We start from the raw sequence: 18,248 nt of genomic DNA on the forward strand, positions 1-18,248 counted from the left end.
TCTGTCGCATTATATACATATACGTGCATCTCTTTGTCTTCTTCTGATGCGTATATCACTCATTTCTCATACTTTACTTTCGTTGTTAATGCCACGCTGATCTGCGACATCTATATAATGTGTATCGTCTGCAGCGTCACATGTGTATAAGAGACTGATGTTATATATCTATATATCTATATATATATATTCAATTATTATAATGATTCTATTGTAGTTATCTTATTATTTTTAACAGTAACCAACATACATTTATTTATAGTTTCATTATTCCTAACTAATTCTACATCAATTTTAAATAGATAGCTTAGAGCAGTATTTTTCTTAGTTACTATTTTTTTCTCATCAAGATTTTCTCCAACTATATTCAATAATTTTATACTTGTTACAGGGGTATTTTCACTCTTTAAATCAACATCAAAGTATTCATTTTGTAAACTTGTACTGAAAGTATCATAAAGCTTAGATTTAACATTTTCAAATTCGTTTTCATTTCCCAATTTATATAAATCAACACAATTTGTTGCAAGAACTTTAGCATTATTAAAATTATTCAATGATTTTAGATTGTCAGAAGTAGGAATATCTTTATCAAAAGTCATAAATATAGTAACTATGAGCATTATAATCATAATAATATTAATAAGTTTTGTTAGAAAAGATGGTATCATTTACACATTCTCCTTCCATCCAATTTAATTCTATTCTTGAGATATTGCCATTTGGAAAATAAAATATAAATGTTTGTATTAATTCTCCAGTATTACTGTCTAAAAAGTAATGTATTTTGGTATATTCTTTTAACATTTCTAATTTACTTTTTTTATTTCTATTTTCTTCTTCATAAGTTGTGTCATCTATATAATGTTTAATATCATCTTTAAATTGTATTAATTCTAAACTTAATTTATTTGCAAAATCATTAGAAAATTTTCCAATCTCTTTAACATATATAAAATCAACTTCATTTGATATGTTCTTCAATATTATATCTTCTATTTTTTTACTTTTTTCATATGATAAGTAGTAATTATTAAGAGTATCATCTGCATTAATTGTCTTTATTGTTTTTGAATTGGTTAATGAATGACTATATTTATCATTAAACATATAGATACTTATTACTACAATAAGCAAAATTATTGATATAATTAGCCTAACAATTTCATATGCTACTTTATTCATTAATTGTTCCTCCTAACTACCCATAAATTATCTTTAATATCTATATCTACTATTTTTTTCTTATAGTAATATACTTTTATTAATAATTTTTTTGAGCTATCTTGTTTAGAAATGTATGATAGTTCTATATAGTTATGTTTATCTTTATTGTTTTTATAAGTATTTAACTTATATTTATAACTTACGTTTTTAATTAATCTATCATAAGTAAGAGGTATTTGTTCTAATGGTATTACCATCCATTTGTTTTTATATGCTAATGTCCCATATGAATTATCTATAATTTTTATATCACTTACTTTTATAAAATCCAACCCATTTTTAGTATAAATATTTTTATCATTTTCTATTTTTTCATTAGATAAAGATGTTTCTATATTATTTTCATTATAATCATCTACAACAGGAGTACCTTCAGAATATTCAACTTTCTCATCCTTATAAACTGTATTAAAGTGTAATGTCAAGTTAAACTCTGCCTTATCTAATTGTTTTAATTTCTTATTATAATCATTTAACTGAGAAATTACTTTCCCACTTACTGTATTGTAATTGATTAAATCATTTAAATTATCTTTACCTTTGTAAAAGTCACTTACTATAGAGCCTATTTTTAATGAACTTTCCAATAAATCATCTTTAGATTTATAATTATCTCTTATTAAAAGAATACAAAAAGCTATAATAAGAACTCTTAATATTATTATAAAAAAAGAAAGTTTTTTCATGTTAACCCCCAAATATAAATTATAATTTTATTTCCAAACACACAACATTCTATTTGATTTTTTAGCTTTTAATAAAGAATCCTTTGATTGCAATTGCATACTATGGTCAATATGTGTAGATGAGTACATATTGTATTTATCTCCTTGTCTACCTGTTATAGCTACAAAGTGTTCTGAACCAGAAGCATATGGTGGAGCTAATCTTATTATTGCTATTCCTCCTTTATCTACAGCTTCATTTATATGATTTATCCAATTGTTATCTTCATAATATTTGCTTTTTAAACCAATACTACTAAATACATTTGGCATATTTCCCATAGATATACCAGCACTAACTAGTCCTCCTTTCATTATCATTATTGCTCCCATCTCAGGAGGGTTTATTAATCTACCTGAAAGAGCACTAGCTGTATATGCACAAGAGTATATCATACAACCAGAACGATTATAGGTAGCACCATTTGGATACCAAGGTAAAGTCCCATATGTTTCAGCAAATTTACTTCCCTGTCCAAAGAAAGGAACTCCAAATTTTACATCTTTATAATTTGAACTAAAAGCACTCCCTTTACCTTCTAAATATGAAGCTGTTCCCCAGTGAGGTTTTAAAGTATTCATTATGTAGCTTTTTGCATTTCCACTATATGAACTTAATAGTGTCTCTGTAGATTTACCATCAACAATAGCTTGTCCTTTACCTTTTGTTGTTTTAAAATTGCCAATACTGACATTTGGAACATTACTTGATGAATCTTCTTTAGGTATTCCCATCTTATCTGCAAGGTTGTTTTGCATTCTAACTGCTTGTAAATAAGAATTAAGACCATAATGAAAATTTAATACTTGGTCTGCTACTTTAAGATTTTTACAACCATTCCAAGCATCTTTCATACCTTGCTTATTTTCAAACTTATTCCACAAAAAAGTCCATAAAGGTTCTGTTAACTGAACTCCATTTAAACTTAACTTTGAACTTCCTAATGTTTTTGAAAATTGTTTTGGAGTTGATAAACTTCTTACACTACCATGTTTACTTGTACCTAAAATAGATTTTCTCAGGCTACTTTCATCATATCCACCACTAATAGTCCATTTATCAAAACTTCTTTCAGCATCATTGTCTGAAGTAGCACAATACATAGCACATATAAAATTTGCATATGCAGTATGGTCTTTTAGATATGCACCATGAAACTGGGCATTAATCAAACAATTTTTTATGAAATTAACCATATATTCTTTATTACTATTTATTCCCCAACTTTCAACAACTTTTGTAACTTTATCTACAGTTTTATCTGCATATGCATTTTGCTTTTCTTTCCATATTGTACTAAGAGCTAATGCACCAAATGGAGAGTATTGGCTCTCTGCACTATATGATTTTGTTGGTTTATATTTATTACGAACAGCACTTTTACTAGCTTCAGGAATTCTATTTCCCATAGGTGTTAATGATTCTTTTCTAGATAATCCAAGGTATCCATATCCTGCTGAATTATATGGTATATCTGAAGGAATTTTTGATATATCATATTGTTTATTGTTCCTATAAAATTGCATCCCGTTCTCTGTACTTAGGACACCTAAATTAAATAATTGAACCATATGTTGTTCATCTCCAGAGTAGATAGGACTACCATTATATCCCTTTAAAGAATTATTATAATAAATACCTAAACGATATATATTCTTTTCATAGTCATTTAAATTAACTCCATATTGAGCTAATTCTTCTTCAGTCCACTCTAGAGAGCTTGTTGAACTATTAGAGCTACTATTTCCTGATATAATTTTGTCTTTTTCATCTACAACAATATTTTCACTGTTGAATATGGAAATAAAAGACATAAGTGTTATAAATGCACCTAACAGCAGAAATATAGATATCATTGATAGTATTGGAACAATAAATAATATCAAGGAAGATATACTATCTATAAACATAAAGAAAAAAGAAATTATTTTACTAAATATTTTTTTTGTTTTATAATTTCTCTTTGTATAATCATTACTTATATCTTTTTCGTTTATATTATCTTCACTATCTATATCTTTATTTTTTATTTTTTTAGATAATAAATGGTATAACTTATAAATAAATGTAAACATATATATCTCCTCCAAATAAAAAAGACTACATATTTTTATTAATAGTAGTCTTTTTCTCTTAATATATATAAATCTTATTTATATATAAGATATATATCTTGTATATATCTTATATATATTATTTATTATTATCTGAAGAGTTTTGGGAAGATGTTTTATTTTTATCTACATTACCTCTAGTATTACTTAGGGTATTTAATTTTTCTATAAAAGCTTTTTCTTTTGTATTCTGTTGCTCAGTTTTAAAAGCTTTTCTATTTTCATAATAAGTATCCTTTTCATCTGAAGAATTCTCTTTTTTAGAATCTATATTATTTGTATTTATATAAGTATTATTAGTTGTATGTTCTTCTTTTGTAACACTATTTTTAACTTCTCCATTAGCAAATCCTCCATTTGAGAAGCCATCTCCAGTAATTTCTTTACCAAAATCATTGATACTATTAACAATTGAACTTGTAATAGAGCCACCTAATGCAACCATATTTAATATTGCAGATATACTACATTTTTTCAAAGTATGATATAGTGAAGTCAATAGTTTAAACAAGAAAAACATGTATATACAGTCTATTATTAAAGCTATTATTAATAAGATTGTTGGGTCTGTAATTCCAGCTGATAAAGTTTTACTTCCAACATAAGATGAAAAACCTTCACCCATCAATATAGAAATTATCCAAGCAAAAACAATAGAACTAGATGAAAAAATCAAAACTGGCTTTCCTATCTGATTAAATACTTTTTCAAATACTTTCTTAACAGGTGCTGTAGCGACTGACAAGCTTATAACTATCATTAAAAAGAATAATATAAGTAATATTAACATTTTAATAGAAGGAACTAAAAATACACCAAATACATCCTTCAATAATATAAGAAATCCTGTAAAAATAGATGTTTTACTTAAAATTCTTTCATACAAATCATTTTCATTTTTAATTGGTTCTCCTGTAGAATTAGCCAACATAAGCCTTTGAAATGCATCATAATTGAAATTTTTCAACTCAAAGTTTTGAGGATATAATCTACTACCTGTTCCTAAAATTTTATTACTTGAAAAACAACTATTAAAATTAAATGTTGCCATCATAGCACCTATATTGATTAATGTTTCATCTGAGAAATCATAATAATTAATTAAATACATAAAGTCTTCATAAGTATCTTCTAAAACTTTTTGAGTTCTATATTCTATATCAGTTAAATTAGTTTTATTTAGGCTATTTATATTCATTGCAGCAGGAGAAAATACCATAGGTCTAGTTTGAGTATTATAGGCAGCTGGATTTACTGTATCTTCTACTAAGTCACCCTTTTTTAACCCAAGTCCTCTTCCAACTTTATAGTCTTTTGTATTTAGAGTGTATAATTGGTCAACCCAAGGTGTGTACATTTTCCATACATTTTCCATAGCTGATTTTTGGATTTTTGCTTCTTCATATTCTTCTTCATATTCTTCACCAGGAGTTCCAGTTTCAAAATTATATCTATTTATTTTTTTCCCGTATATGTTTGTCCAGTTGTAAACATATTCATTTGATTGTTTTAAATAAGGTATTATATATGTGAATAGACCTTCCAAATCAAGAAAATCTCTCAGCTCTTTATCTGCTGTTGTATCTGTATTTAAAGTCTTAAACACATCTTTAGTTAATAATGCAGATTTAAACCCTCCATCCATTACCTCATAACGACTTCGTAATACATTATAAAAATAATAAAATGGACTCTCTGTTAATAGTAAAAATGCATTAGAATAATCATCTTGTGAATATCCAGTTAGACCTGCTGTTTCTAAATCATAATCTTCTCTAAAAATGGAACTAGTTATGCTGTTATTAGCTAATCCCCAATAACGATAGCTATCATTACTTTCACTAGTTTTACTATCTGAATCATTTTTATCAGTATCACTAGTACTACCACTTGTATTATAGCCAGACGGAGAATTACTGTCATATTTATATACACCAACTACATCAGAATAATCTTTAAGTAAATCTAAACTTCCTCTTATAGCTTTAAACCTATATGATGGTAAATTTGATATTCCAGAACAATAGTTTCCAATATCTCCACTTACTTTATCTTTTTCAGAGCTATTATTGGTTAAACTATTATATGAATCTTTTGCATCTTTTATAATTGAACTATAGGGTCTATATAAGTAATTTACAAAATCATTAGTATTTACATATTCTTCTTGATTAAAAAAATTACTAAATAAAAATCTAAAGATACCCATATTTTTTTCTAATCCACTTGATACTATATCTCCAGTAAATATTTGTTTAAATACATCTTCTTTTTTAGGAGACATCCATTTTAAAGTAACAGAAGCTTCTTCTGCTGAACTATTTATATTATTACTTCCTTGGCCAGCTTCATTAATTTTTTCAATTCTTGTATCTTCTATTGTTGCTGCATCTGATTTATTAGTTTGTATAATTTGTTCATTTTGAGTTATAGCCCAATAATTGAACTTTTCTGAAAAAATTTTATCACTCATTGCATTAGTCATGTCTACCATATTGACTATTAAACTTTGTGGTAACATGAGTATTACTGACATTAATAAAAACATAAGTATAGCTTCTCTTATTGTCCTAATATTAACTATTACTGAACAAATTATCATAATTAATATTAATAATAAGAAAAATAAATACAACATACCATAGTCTTTTATAAACCAGGAAGTTAAAGGTATATCTAATAAAGAAGGTAAATTAATATATCCTACAGAGGAACTATAGCTACTAGCTACATCTTTACCAACAGTAAAAGAATTGCCTAGCCATGACCCAGTAATATTTTTATGTGTTGTTAATACCCAACCATCCAAAGTTGATTTTATCCATGAGTTTCTATATTCATTAGATTCTGGCTGAAGTAATCCATAAATCTTGCTAATAATATCTTTTTGCATATCTTCCAAGCTTTTTTCTTGTGATTTATCTACTCCACCTTCTCCAACACCATTTAAATCTAATGTACCTGTTGTAGCAACATCTAAATCAGGAAGTAGACCACTACCATTTGAAGTAGGAACTAATTTACCATCCTTAATTTGAATGCCTAAAATGTTAACCATATACCCCCAATATATTCCAGCCCAAAAGTTATTTCCATTTGCTATATTAGATGATATTTTTGTTTTACCACCAGTGGCCATTTCTATATTAGAACCAGCTTTAGTATCATAAGTTATCCATCTTCTAACATCTTTTGAAATTGATACTACCTTATAAGATAATGCAGTAAAAAATAAAGTTGCGATTTTATTTATATCAGCAGTTTTAACTCCATCTAATCCACCAAAATCTTTTCCTTGCATAAGGAATCCTTTACTTCTAAGAACAAAAGGTTTATAAGATTTATCATCTGTACCAACAAGACTTTCAACTGTCCATTTACCATTTGATAGATAAGTCATATCCCTTAAAATAGTATCCATGTATGTCATACCACTTACAGCAGGAACATCACCTTGAAATAATCCTTTATCAACTAGATTCATTTTATTTCCAGGTAACAACATGTGAAATATCAAACCATTATTTGAAGTTGAAGATAATGTATCATTAACTTGATTTTGACTTGCATGATTAAAGGTACCTGTGTTAAAAAAAGCAACCAATCTATTTAAAGAATCACTAGATGCTTTTCCAGCTATATAGTCTTTAGCTTTAGTTTTCTGTGAATTTTTATCTCCATAGAATTCTTTAAGAAAATTTAAAAATTTACTATTGATTGTCCCATTTGTATAAAATTCTTGTTTTCCTTTCTCATCTGCTGTAAATAGTCCATCTCTTGAGACTAAATTTTGTAATAATTCATTTGTATCTTCTCCATTTGATTTAAAATTACCAGCATTTTGATTACCTAGAAAGTTTGAGCTATTATTTTTAGACATAGAATCTGCAAAATAATACATATTATCAGTTACTTCTCCTTTACCAGCCACAATAGCATCACCTAGATAATGTGTTAATTTGCTTCTATTCTCTTTCTTTTTAGGAAATATATTGCCAATATCTTTACTTAATGAGCTGTATTTAGAAAAATCTAATGATAATATAATTTTAAATTTTCCAGAACTATAGGAACCATTAATTTCTTTTGCATTTATTATTTTTTTTATATTATTTATTACAGAAGAATTATCTAAAGATTTTCCACCCTTAATTATTCTATCTGTAGAGCCTAGAAAATCTGTTGGAGATAACATTCCATAAATACTTAACATATTTTTAGAATCATCACCTTTTAGTCTACTTTTCAAATTGTAATAGGGCAAAAACTTACTATCACTTCCATTTAGAATATTATCATCATCAACATTTATTAAGCATCCCATTGCAAAAACATTATTCAAAGGGATTTTTCCTCCACCATTGGCAAAAGCTGAAGGGTTAAGACAAGCAGGAATTATTAACATATATTTATCCATGCTGACATCTCCATAGCTTCCCCAAACATTACCTATTCCATCTATATATAGTTTTTTGCATTTTCTTATACCTTTCTCACCCAAAACAACTTCTGGTACTATACCTGTAAGAATCTGCATCATACCTTTATAACCTTTTTGGCTAAAATCTATTACAGTTTTCCCATTGCAAGTAAGTTTTTTTTCTGTAGCCATTGCTGTTAAAAAAGCTACACCATCTACGTCATTATTATTAAATTTTAATGAACTTTTTGAACCACCAAGACCATTATCTTTAGATGTAATTGCATCATATAGTTTTGTATTTAACTCTAAAAATGTAGAAGTTTTATCACTACCATCAAAATGTCGTTTACTCAATTTATCTGCTAAATCATTTCTTTTAAAATCACTTACTGTGGTGCTTCCAGGCAAGAAATAATTTGATAAATATGCTCCATAGACTAAGTACTCTTCTTTTGCAATTCCTCCTGTGTTTAGTCCATTTCTTTCATTTCTAAAAAAGGAAATCATACTTGTACCCATTGCTGTTGCACTGCTACCACTTTTATCTTCAGAATCTGAATTTTCACCAGTAGTTGAACCTGCATTTTGAGCAGGTTCAGCTGATACTAATGGTGAAAAAACAGAAATTAACATAATTGATACTATAAAAATACTCATAAATTTCTTATAAAATATTTTTTGTTTCTTTTTTTTCACCCTAAAACCCTCCAATCAATTCTCTTATTTTTATATATAAATAAGCTAATACTTCTAAAATTGGTGTACTAAGTATAAAAATTGAACCAATTAGTAGTATAATAAATGAGATTTTTAAAATATCTACATGAGTTACATATTTTACTGTTGAATTTGTATTTAAATATTCATCTCTTATACTCCATGATATAGAATATAATTTTCCTCGTGTCATAATACTTACGATTGAGAAATCTATACCAAAATTATGGATATCTAGAAAATATGCTAAAACTAATGTAATTGAATAAAGAATCAATGCTATTCCAAAAAACATTGTTATTATCTTTATTGCAAATGTTATATATGCTCTTGCACTCTTATTTGAATTTAGCTCAGAAGATATTTCTTTTATTCTCTGCCAATCTTTAAATGAAGGCATATCATTTTTTACTTCAAATTCTCCAACTATATAATTATTTGCTTCTTCAGCTTCTGCATTTGTTAAGGAACGTGCAGTTGGAGAACGTAACCAACTTAATAAATTAGAGTTATTATTTGTTGAATTGTTTCTATATATTGAAAATCCACTATAAAGCTGTTCATTACTATTTGTAATACCTTCATCACCAACTGGAATATCACTATCTGAATTATCACTATTATCAATTGATTCATTATATGAAGGTAATTTCTTTTCATCAATATACTCATCTGATTTAGCATTTACACCATTTCCCATATCTGAAGCTTTAAAATCTCTACCAGTTATCTTTTTAAATACACTTTTAACTCCCTTTATCCAACCAGAAGTTCCAACTGTACAATATCTTTTTGCTAATTCATCAATAGATTTTGGCTTATATTTTGCTATATGATTGTATGATACATTGAATATCCCTCTATTAATACCTTCTAACATTGTAGGAAATGTTCTATTTCCATTAGAAAATGGATTGTTTTTATGCCCCGAACTAGGAGAACCACCACATTCTTGTATCATAATAGATAGCATTAGTGCAGGATTAACTTTATATATGTTAGATAATTGAATTATCTGCTTCTCATAACCTTTGATTTCTTTTCTTGTTTCTTTAGATAATTGAGATTCTGTTATTCCATGTCCCCAATCTTTATTTGCATTTCCAATATCAACTTCATTCGATTTACTTCTTGTAAAGAAATTTTTAACCTTTGATAAAGCAGATACATCATCATTTTCACCTTCAGCATATACTTTTGGTGTAAGGTTTAAAATTATGTTATTTGATTCTTTTTTGTTATCAAATACTCTTTCTAACTCTTTTCCAACAAAAGCTTTACTTAGATTTATATTTTCTTCACTGGAATTAGAGCTATCATTAGAACTATCTTCATTATCTCCTTCTTGGGAAGATGTTTTATTTTCGTTTGATGAATCTGATTGCTTTTCATCTTCTTTATTTTTTTTATCTTCTTCAGCTTCTTCAGCTACTTGTATATCTTCTTTTGATGTTTCAGAAGGTTTCCCTTCTGTTCTGGTATCAAAATCTGTTTGTAAGTAAAAGCTATCTGAATTTAATCCAACATTAACATGATTCTCACCTAATAAATAGCTTGAACCTTCCTCAAAAGCTATCTCATCCAATCTTAAAGACGTTTTACCTGCACCTATATGGTCAGCTGATAACATTTCTAAGTTATTATTTTTGAATTCTAATCCTTCAATATAATTATTATCAAATTTTATTTGTCTACCTGTGTAATATGGTTTATTTTCTTCTGTATTGTAAACAACTTCATTATATACAGTTGGTACTATAGCTCCTACCGTTTTTCCATCGAGTTCGTATTTATAAAAAGCTAAACCATCATCATCTATCCCATATGTTTTAAAACTAGCCTTATTTTGATAACCTCCATCAGAATCTTTTAAAAATACTTGTGCATGTGTTATAAAAAGTTGGACTTCATCTTTTAATACATATCCTAAAGTTGGTTTCAATGTATATTTATCAGTAGTATCTCTTTTTTCAAACTTATAAGGCATTACAACTCTCATTAATGTTGTAACACGGTTAAGTGGCTTGATTTTAGCTTTAGAATAAGGTAATTTATAAGTTTCTACTCCATCTGTATCTTGAACTGGTATACCTTGTATGTCTGATGAAGTTTTGCCTTCAGCAGAAGTTTTATCCATAAAACTTTTGAAATCAGGATGTAAATCAAATTTCAATTTCCCATTTTCACTATAAATCAAATCAATTTCTTTTTCCTTTTCCCTCCATTCATCATCTGTCCTAGGCACATCTTTTGCATCAATTTTACCTAAAAGTGGATGATAGAAGTAATCTAAAGAATATCTAAGTAATCCATTTGATTTCAATGGTCTAACGCCATTTTTTAAATGTTTTACGTCTAAAATGTCTTTTAATGGAACTTGTTTATTTGAATAAAAAGTGAATAAATTATATCCAGTTTTTATAGCTCCACCTGTTATTCCTTGTAATACAACCATTTTATAAGCTTGAATAGCTAGTATTGTCATATCAATTATTTCTTTATTTACATTATTACCATTGTCATCTACACCTCTTGGAATATACATTCTAAATTGTGTAGAACCATCACTCATATAAAAAGCGATTGATTGGTCATTTGTATATAGTTTATCTAGGTCATAATCCCATAAATTAATAGTTTTTGATAAGTCTCCATTTACTTCACAGTCTCCAAACTTGTCATTTTCCAATTGTTCAAACTCAGATACAACAGCATTTTGTTTACCTTTTAATATTTTTTCAAATAAACCAGGTTTTCTGTTCCACTTTGTTTTTAATACCATACATCCATCTTTATCAAAATAGTATGAGCCTTCTGGTGGTTCACATCCTTCAGGTTTTACATGAGCTGTTCCACCAGCCATTTTAGATGTATCTGGATAATTAACTTCTACTAATGCATCTGCTAAAGTTGTATCACCTTCAAAATTGCTATTATTTGAAGAACTTCCTGAATTATTATCTAAATTTATAGTATATGTTTTTCCATTATATTGTTCTTTTAACTTCTTAACAGTATCTTGATGAGCTGCGTTTAATGAATTAGTTGTATGAGTTCTAGAACCTATAAGATGTATATCAAAATGGCCATCTGCTCCATTATTTTTCACTGAATCATAATTTATTCCAGGTCCAAATCCATTAGACCTATTTTTATTTGTATGAACCCTAGCAGGTTCACTTTCTAGTCCAGCGTGAAATGCCCCAGCCATAGAAGCTCCATACATTTTTCCTTTACTATAAACTATAACTGGTCTACGTTCCCAACTATCCAAGCTTCCCCATATACTCCTTAATATATCTGTATCTTTTTGAGTAACAGTTTCTGTATCAGAATGATTTGTTCCACCTGTTCTTATAGCTTTAAATGTTTTACCTGTTTTTACATCAGCAACTATAAAACTATTATCTTTTGTATTTTTAGCATATTCATCTCTAGGAAATGCTTTATTCACTTCTGAGGAATCTTCAAACCAATTTAAGAATTCAACTTTCCCTGTTACAGTATTTTTATTTTCTCCTGTATTAACTGAGCTACTGCTTGGATTACCTAGTCCATTAATTCTATAAACTCTTACCTTTTGTTTACCTCTTATACCATTAGAATTTAATTTTGATACTTTAACAACATCTCCTGTTTGTGGTGAATGCACATATTGATAATTACCTAAATAAATCATTACATGCCCACTGTTTGCTAGAATATCACCAGCTCTTGCCTCAGATAAGTCTACTTGAGTCATCCAACTAACATTTCCATTGTATACAGCAGATGAAGTTACATAATTATCTTTAAATCCAATTGTCTTTAGACAATAATATATTAGACCTGAACAATCAAATGAATCAGGGCCTTTAGCTCCAAAATGGTATGGTTTACCTCTTTGTGCCAAGGCTAATTGAACAAATTTATCAGCCATATTTTCTTCTGCAAATACTTTTCTAGGAGACACTAATAACAAGGTACTACTATAAGATATAGTAATTAAAAATATTAATAAAAGAGATAAGCTTCTTTTTATGAATTTCTTTATATCCAATCTCTTTATCCTCCTTATATATAAAAAGAGAAGAAATGTACAAGACTTTCTTCTCTTTTATAATTTTTACTTAATCTTAAACTAATCCACTTGCTAGGTTTAAAAACCATCCTATAACTCCACCTAACTCTCCAGCAATTAGGTATAACAAGCAAATAGATAGAATTATATAAGAAAATACTTTTCGTTTTAAATAGACAACATATGCATTTTTAAACTGTCCACCTGAACTGATTGATGATACAGATTCTCGTACTGCGGACATTGCTTCAGGAGAAATAAACATTGGTTTTTTGTTATCTCTATCTCCAAGAGGTACACCAATATAAACAAGGTCAACGATTGAAGAAGCTATTAACAATACAATTATAATAATACTTGCAACTCCAGCGGCAACTCTAAATATTTCTAAAAAAGGGCCAACTATTTTCATACCTGTAAACATGTCAGCACGTGTACTATCAATAATTATAGGAATTAACATTACAGAAGCATCAGCATTATTTTGTGATATAAGGTCAAATATGTATTGCTGAGTTTCATCTGACACTTGAGATTTCTTTAATTCATCAACAAAGGCTCTTAAGTTCTGCTTTGCACTTTTAGTATCTGCTTGAGAAAATTCTTTTGAATTGAATTTTATAGCTCCCTCACTAACTTGAAATGCAGTTCCTGTTAGATTTACATCTGGTTCTTTTCCCTGTAAAGGCTCTTGTCCACCTTTATCAGCACTATTTATTTTTTCTGCAATTTCTCCTATAGCTTTTTGGTCACTTTGAGGTATCTTTATTTCAACTACACCATCTTGATTACTTGAAGGTGCAGAATATGTCCCTCCTGCATTAGCAGTAGTTTTTGGAACAACACCACCAACTCCATTGTTTACATTCCCATCTGTTTCAATTGGGTCTGCGAAAGATACTACTCCCAAAGATAAAATAGTAAGTATAATAGTTATTAACATCACTAAATATCGTTTAATGTTCATTACAATTACCTCATAAATTTCCATAGTGAATTACAAGTAAAAATACACTATGATTTTTATCTTCCTCCTCTTTGTCTGTCAAACTGCTTTATCTATCAAAAACTCACTCATATGTTTTTCAAAATAAAAAGTAAAACTAGAACTATGCCTATAGATAATGATTTAAACACAATATCTTCCCATTTACTTCCTGTTCCAAACATCTCAATATGAGGAACAAAACTGAACATTTGCCCTGGTAATATGTGTATTCCCATCATTGTAAATGAATCTAAGAATAGATGACTTGTTATTCCACATATAAACCCAATCAACATCATTCTTAATAATGTAATAGACATGGATTCTCCATATATCTGAGATATAAGATGCATTGCTGAATATAAAAGTGAACAAATACCTCCAACGAATATCAGACTATGAGTTTGCCAACTTCTGTGAGCTGGCCTAGTTAGAGCAATAAGACTATGACAGAAATAATTAATAGGTGTTTTCTCTTTAACATTACACCATGCTAAATCTAAATCACTTACAGTACTTCCAAAAGATGAAGCTGGATACATAATGGAGAGTTGAATAAATGGGTTTATATTTTCAACTAATAATCCTTTTTGCTTCATATAAGAAAACACTATTAACATAGCCAATGCTCCACCAGCTTTATGAGTTTTATATAATATTGTCCTCACCACACTTCCTGATTTGTTTCTAAAAATAAAAAAGTAATTGGTTAAAAACCAATTACTTTTTATAAATATATATATCTTTTTATATTATATAAAATAATACTTTATATATCTTATTAATATATATATATACTTATCTTTAATATATATATATATATATTTATTATTTATCTTTTACTTTATCTTTTATATATTCAGATACTCTTCCCCTTAAAATAATATTTCCTTCTTCTGTTTTATATTGTTTAATTGAAAATACAGTATCTAGTAGAATGTTTTTACCTTTTTCAATAGAAGTATGTATATATCTTATATAAGCTAATAAAACCTCTTGTACTACTACTTCTGATATATTTAATTCCTCTGATATTGCATTTATAGCTTTATTTAAATTTCTTTTAGCTTTATATCCCATTTTAATGATTTTAACCTTTCCTATATTTTTAATTCTTTATTATAAAAAATAAATTTATTTTTATCTACTTGCATAAAGTCATATATAGAAGTAAATTTATTTAATATATTTATAAATTCTACAACCACATTTACATCTACTTCAATCATAATTGAATCGTTGTTATCTAGATAATCACCTATTTTATCAGTAAGTTCTATTATTAATTTTTGTTCTTTTTCTTTTGAGGCAAATTCATTTCTTGTTTCTTTTAACATTTTTTGTTTTCTTAAAAATTCTAATGATTTCATAGCTATCTCTCCTTATTTTAAATGGAATTTATGAATGAATAAGAATACTTAAGTATAAAGTCTAGAATTCTAAAACCAAAATCATTCAATACTGTTGTACTAAATAACACTAATGACATTGTAAATAAGACAATGTGAACACTTCTTCTTTTAATATAAGAAAATATCATATCTTTTTTCCTAGGCTGCTGCTGCATACCTGGATAATTCTGATTATTATTTTGTGAACTCTCAAATTCAACAACACAAGAAAGAGCCACATCTGAAATCCATCTTTTAGATGTTGAATCTTGTGTTCCACCCATACCATACATACCATTACCACCTGAAGAAGCTTTTTTATAAAGGAAATCACGTGTAAAAGGAGCAGATATAAACAATAAATCAACTCCAGTTGTAAAGCCTGTTGCTATTACAGCTACACATGAAAGTATTGCTATAACTTTTCTTGCTATTTTTAAAACTGGTCCTAATATAATATTTGCATTATTTATATCCTCTTCTGATATTCCTGAAAATAATCTGCTGATTGCATTTATGCTACTCTTATTTTTATTATCAGTGTAATCTGGTACATCAGAAGAATTATTGTTATTATAATAATTATCATAATAATTTTTTATATTGTTGGATGTAATAGAATCATTATCATCTAAATCAGAGTTTGTAATATTATTAGAATTATTATCTGCATTATTTTGTTCACTTTCTCCAATTCCATTTAACTCATTTAAACCATCAGCACTTACACAAAAACTAGATGATAAAACAAATAATGAAATAATGAGAAAACTTATTATTTTATATTTCATTTAATCAGCTCCCTTAATATTAAGAATAAATATAACTTTAAATTTTTTAACACACTTAAATATCTAGTTTTTTAATATATGAAATACTATCTTAAACTTAAAACTATATAAAATTTTTTCAAAGAAAAAAAGAAGCTTTTATTTGAAGTTTTAAGATAGCTCGAATAGATTTGTAATACAAAACTATGTCTTAATACATTAAAAAGCTTAAAATCTATTTAAATAGATTTAATCCAAATAAATCAAAGAATCTTTATCTATCTTACTTAAATCTACAGTTTTATCTTGATAAATGTACATATTTAACAATTGTGCTGTAACATAGAGGTCTGTTCTAAATACCCACCCATATTTTTTGTATTTACCTTCTTTACAAATATCTTCAAATGGAACAGACAACATTTCTATCTCATTATAATTAATTTTAGTAACTGTATAAGCAAGATTTAATATCTCTTTAATATTTAAACTTGTATCAATATTATCAATTACAGATTTTAAAATGTTTGGATATTTTAATATACTTACTGTTTTCATTTTATTAGTTATAGAACTTATAATTTCTCTTTGCCTTTTAGTTCGACCTTGTTCTCCTCCAGAATGATATCTAACTCTAGCATATGATAAAGCTTGAGTTCCATTTAATTTATGAGCTCCAGGAGAATTTATCTTTTCTGCTTTATTACCTTCAATATCATTTAAGTGTTGATTAAATTCTTTCAATACATTCTTTTCTATATTTACATCAACACCACCTAATGTATCAACAACCTTTATAAAGCTGTTAAAATCTAATAAGACATAATCATCTAATTTCAAAAAATAATTTTCTTCTATAGTATCTTTGAGTAAATCAATACCACCAAAATTAAAAGCCCAGTTCAATTTACCTTTGCCATGTCCAGGAATTTCAACTAATACATCTCTATATAAAGTTGTTAATTTAACTTTATTATGAACTGTATCTATAGTAGCTATTAACATAGTATCTGTACGAACACCATCTTTTTTTCCACGTTTATCAGTTCCTAATAGCAAAATATTAGTTATTCCGTCAACTGTTTTAAAATCTCCAATATTTTTCTGTCTCAAAACTTCTTTTTCATTTTCGTAAGTATAAACTTTATTTGTGTTTATACTTTTACTTGATATATCATTATTAAATCCAATTGTTTCTATTTCTGATTCAAATAATGAAGAACTAAATAATGTATTAATAGAAGCAACTGCAATTATTAGAAAAACTAAAAAATATCCTATTTTTTTTAACTTCATATTTTTCTCCTTTTTTATATACTTAGCTAGATATGTAAAGATATATTTTGAATGATAAAAGTGTTAATTTTGCTTTAAATTTAATCCAAATTCTTTTAATTTATCCTTTATGGACTCCTCTGAATAGTTTGGTATTATAGACATAACTTCATCTAGAGTAGTAAGCTTTTCAGCATAAAGTTTTAATCTAATTTCATCTTCTTGAGACCATCTATTTATATTAGAGTCATATACTTCAACTAGCATTTTTATTTTGCTTTCATCTTTTAATTCAATATATTTTTTATTATTTTTTATTTCTTTAGTTGACATTAACAGTCCATTAATTAAATATAGTTCTATTGAATTTGATTCATTCCTATTTACATATTTCTTTGTTTTATATTTGTCCCATAATACTTTTGATATATCATAAATATTATTTTTAAATTTAACCCTGTATCCCATTATTTCATTGTTATAAATTAAGTACTTTAAAGCAATTATTTTATTATTTTTCATTTGAAAGCCTCCTAAATTTTTATATTATTTATATC

At 27.1% G+C, this 18,248-nt stretch carries 13 protein-coding genes; all 13 read right to left on the bottom strand.

The features are described from left to right. Positions 1-197 precede the first annotated feature (197 nt). Positions 198-671 (bottom strand): hypothetical protein, encoded by a 474-nt coding sequence (locus KGF52_RS15245; RefSeq protein WP_227840737.1) that lies wholly within the window; start codon positions 669-671, stop codon positions 198-200. Further along, on the bottom strand, positions 640-1,185 hold the full coding sequence (locus tag KGF52_RS15250; protein WP_227840738.1) for a hypothetical protein: 546 nt from the start codon (positions 1,183-1,185) through the stop codon (positions 640-642). The genes KGF52_RS15245 and KGF52_RS15250 overlap by 32 nt, the downstream gene beginning before the upstream one ends. Beyond that, positions 1,185-1,913, bottom strand: coding sequence for a hypothetical protein (locus KGF52_RS15255; protein ID WP_227840739.1), 729 nt, complete (start codon positions 1,911-1,913; stop codon positions 1,185-1,187). The genes KGF52_RS15250 and KGF52_RS15255 overlap by 1 nt, the downstream gene beginning before the upstream one ends. Positions 1,914-1,940: 27 nt before the next feature. After that, positions 1,941-4,028, bottom strand: coding sequence for a hypothetical protein (locus tag KGF52_RS15260; protein WP_227840740.1), 2,088 nt, complete (start codon positions 4,026-4,028; stop codon positions 1,941-1,943). Positions 4,029-4,146: 118 nt separating this feature from the next. After that, positions 4,147-9,186, bottom strand: a complete 5,040-nt coding sequence (locus tag KGF52_RS15265; RefSeq protein ID WP_227840741.1) for a hypothetical protein — start codon at positions 9,184-9,186, stop codon at positions 4,147-4,149. A 1-nt stretch (position 9,187) separates the two neighbouring features. Beyond that, on the bottom strand, positions 9,188-13,246 hold the full coding sequence (locus KGF52_RS15270) for an NlpC/P60 family protein (protein ID WP_227840742.1): 4,059 nt from the start codon (positions 13,244-13,246) through the stop codon (positions 9,188-9,190). Positions 13,247-13,322: 76 nt separating this feature from the next. Continuing rightward, complete coding sequence (locus KGF52_RS15275; protein WP_227840743.1) at positions 13,323-14,234, bottom strand: hypothetical protein; 912 nt, start codon at positions 14,232-14,234, stop codon at positions 13,323-13,325. A 107-nt stretch (positions 14,235-14,341) separates the two neighbouring features. Next, a complete protein-coding gene (locus tag KGF52_RS15280; protein WP_227840744.1) occupies positions 14,342-14,923 on the bottom strand; it encodes a metal-dependent hydrolase in 582 nt (193 codons plus the stop codon). Positions 14,924-15,083: 160 nt separating this feature from the next. Continuing rightward, positions 15,084-15,335, bottom strand: a complete 252-nt coding sequence (locus KGF52_RS15285) for a hypothetical protein (protein ID WP_227840745.1) — start codon at positions 15,333-15,335, stop codon at positions 15,084-15,086. 20 nt (positions 15,336-15,355) lie between these two features. Beyond that, entirely contained in the window at positions 15,356-15,625 is a 270-nt protein-coding gene (locus KGF52_RS15290) for a hypothetical protein (protein ID WP_227840746.1), read from the bottom strand. 17 nt (positions 15,626-15,642) lie between these two features. Continuing rightward, positions 15,643-16,437 (bottom strand): hypothetical protein, encoded by a 795-nt coding sequence (locus KGF52_RS15295; RefSeq protein ID WP_227840747.1) that lies wholly within the window; start codon positions 16,435-16,437, stop codon positions 15,643-15,645. Between the two features lie 228 nt (positions 16,438-16,665). Next, a complete protein-coding gene (locus tag KGF52_RS15300; RefSeq protein ID WP_227840748.1) occupies positions 16,666-17,712 on the bottom strand; it encodes an LCP family protein in 1,047 nt (348 codons plus the stop codon). Between the two features lie 63 nt (positions 17,713-17,775). Beyond that, positions 17,776-18,213 (bottom strand): hypothetical protein, encoded by a 438-nt coding sequence (locus KGF52_RS15305; protein ID WP_227840749.1) that lies wholly within the window; start codon positions 18,211-18,213, stop codon positions 17,776-17,778. Positions 18,214-18,248: the final 35 nt, after the last annotated feature.

It is taken from the genome of Clostridioides sp. ZZV15-6597, assembly GCF_020657815.1.
Taxonomy (GTDB): Bacteria; Bacillota; Clostridia; order Peptostreptococcales; family Peptostreptococcaceae; genus Clostridioides.

What these genes read in the sequence shown, in the direction of transcription:
- KGF52_RS15300 (WP_227840748.1), bottom strand. Translation starts at nt 17,712, where the DNA reads ATGAAGTTAAAAAAAATAGGATATTTTTTAGTTTTTCTAATAATTGCA.
- KGF52_RS15255 (WP_227840739.1), bottom strand. Translation starts at nt 1,913, where the DNA reads ATGAAAAAACTTTCTTTTTTTATAATAATATTAAGAGTTCTTATTATA.
- KGF52_RS15260 (WP_227840740.1), bottom strand. Translation starts at nt 4,028, where the DNA reads ATGTTTACATTTATTTATAAGTTATACCATTTATTATCTAAAAAAATA.
- KGF52_RS15275 (WP_227840743.1), bottom strand. Translation starts at nt 14,234, where the DNA reads ATGAACATTAAACGATATTTAGTGATGTTAATAACTATTATACTTACT.
- KGF52_RS15285 (WP_227840745.1), bottom strand. Translation starts at nt 15,335, where the DNA reads ATGGGATATAAAGCTAAAAGAAATTTAAATAAAGCTATAAATGCAATA.
- KGF52_RS15290 (WP_227840746.1), bottom strand. Translation starts at nt 15,625, where the DNA reads ATGAAATCATTAGAATTTTTAAGAAAACAAAAAATGTTAAAAGAAACA.
- KGF52_RS15305 (WP_227840749.1), bottom strand. Translation starts at nt 18,213, where the DNA reads ATGAAAAATAATAAAATAATTGCTTTAAAGTACTTAATTTATAACAAT.
- KGF52_RS15295 (WP_227840747.1), bottom strand. Translation starts at nt 16,437, where the DNA reads ATGAAATATAAAATAATAAGTTTTCTCATTATTTCATTATTTGTTTTA.
- KGF52_RS15245 (WP_227840737.1), bottom strand. Translation starts at nt 671, where the DNA reads ATGATACCATCTTTTCTAACAAAACTTATTAATATTATTATGATTATA.
- KGF52_RS15250 (WP_227840738.1), bottom strand. Translation starts at nt 1,185, where the DNA reads ATGAATAAAGTAGCATATGAAATTGTTAGGCTAATTATATCAATAATT.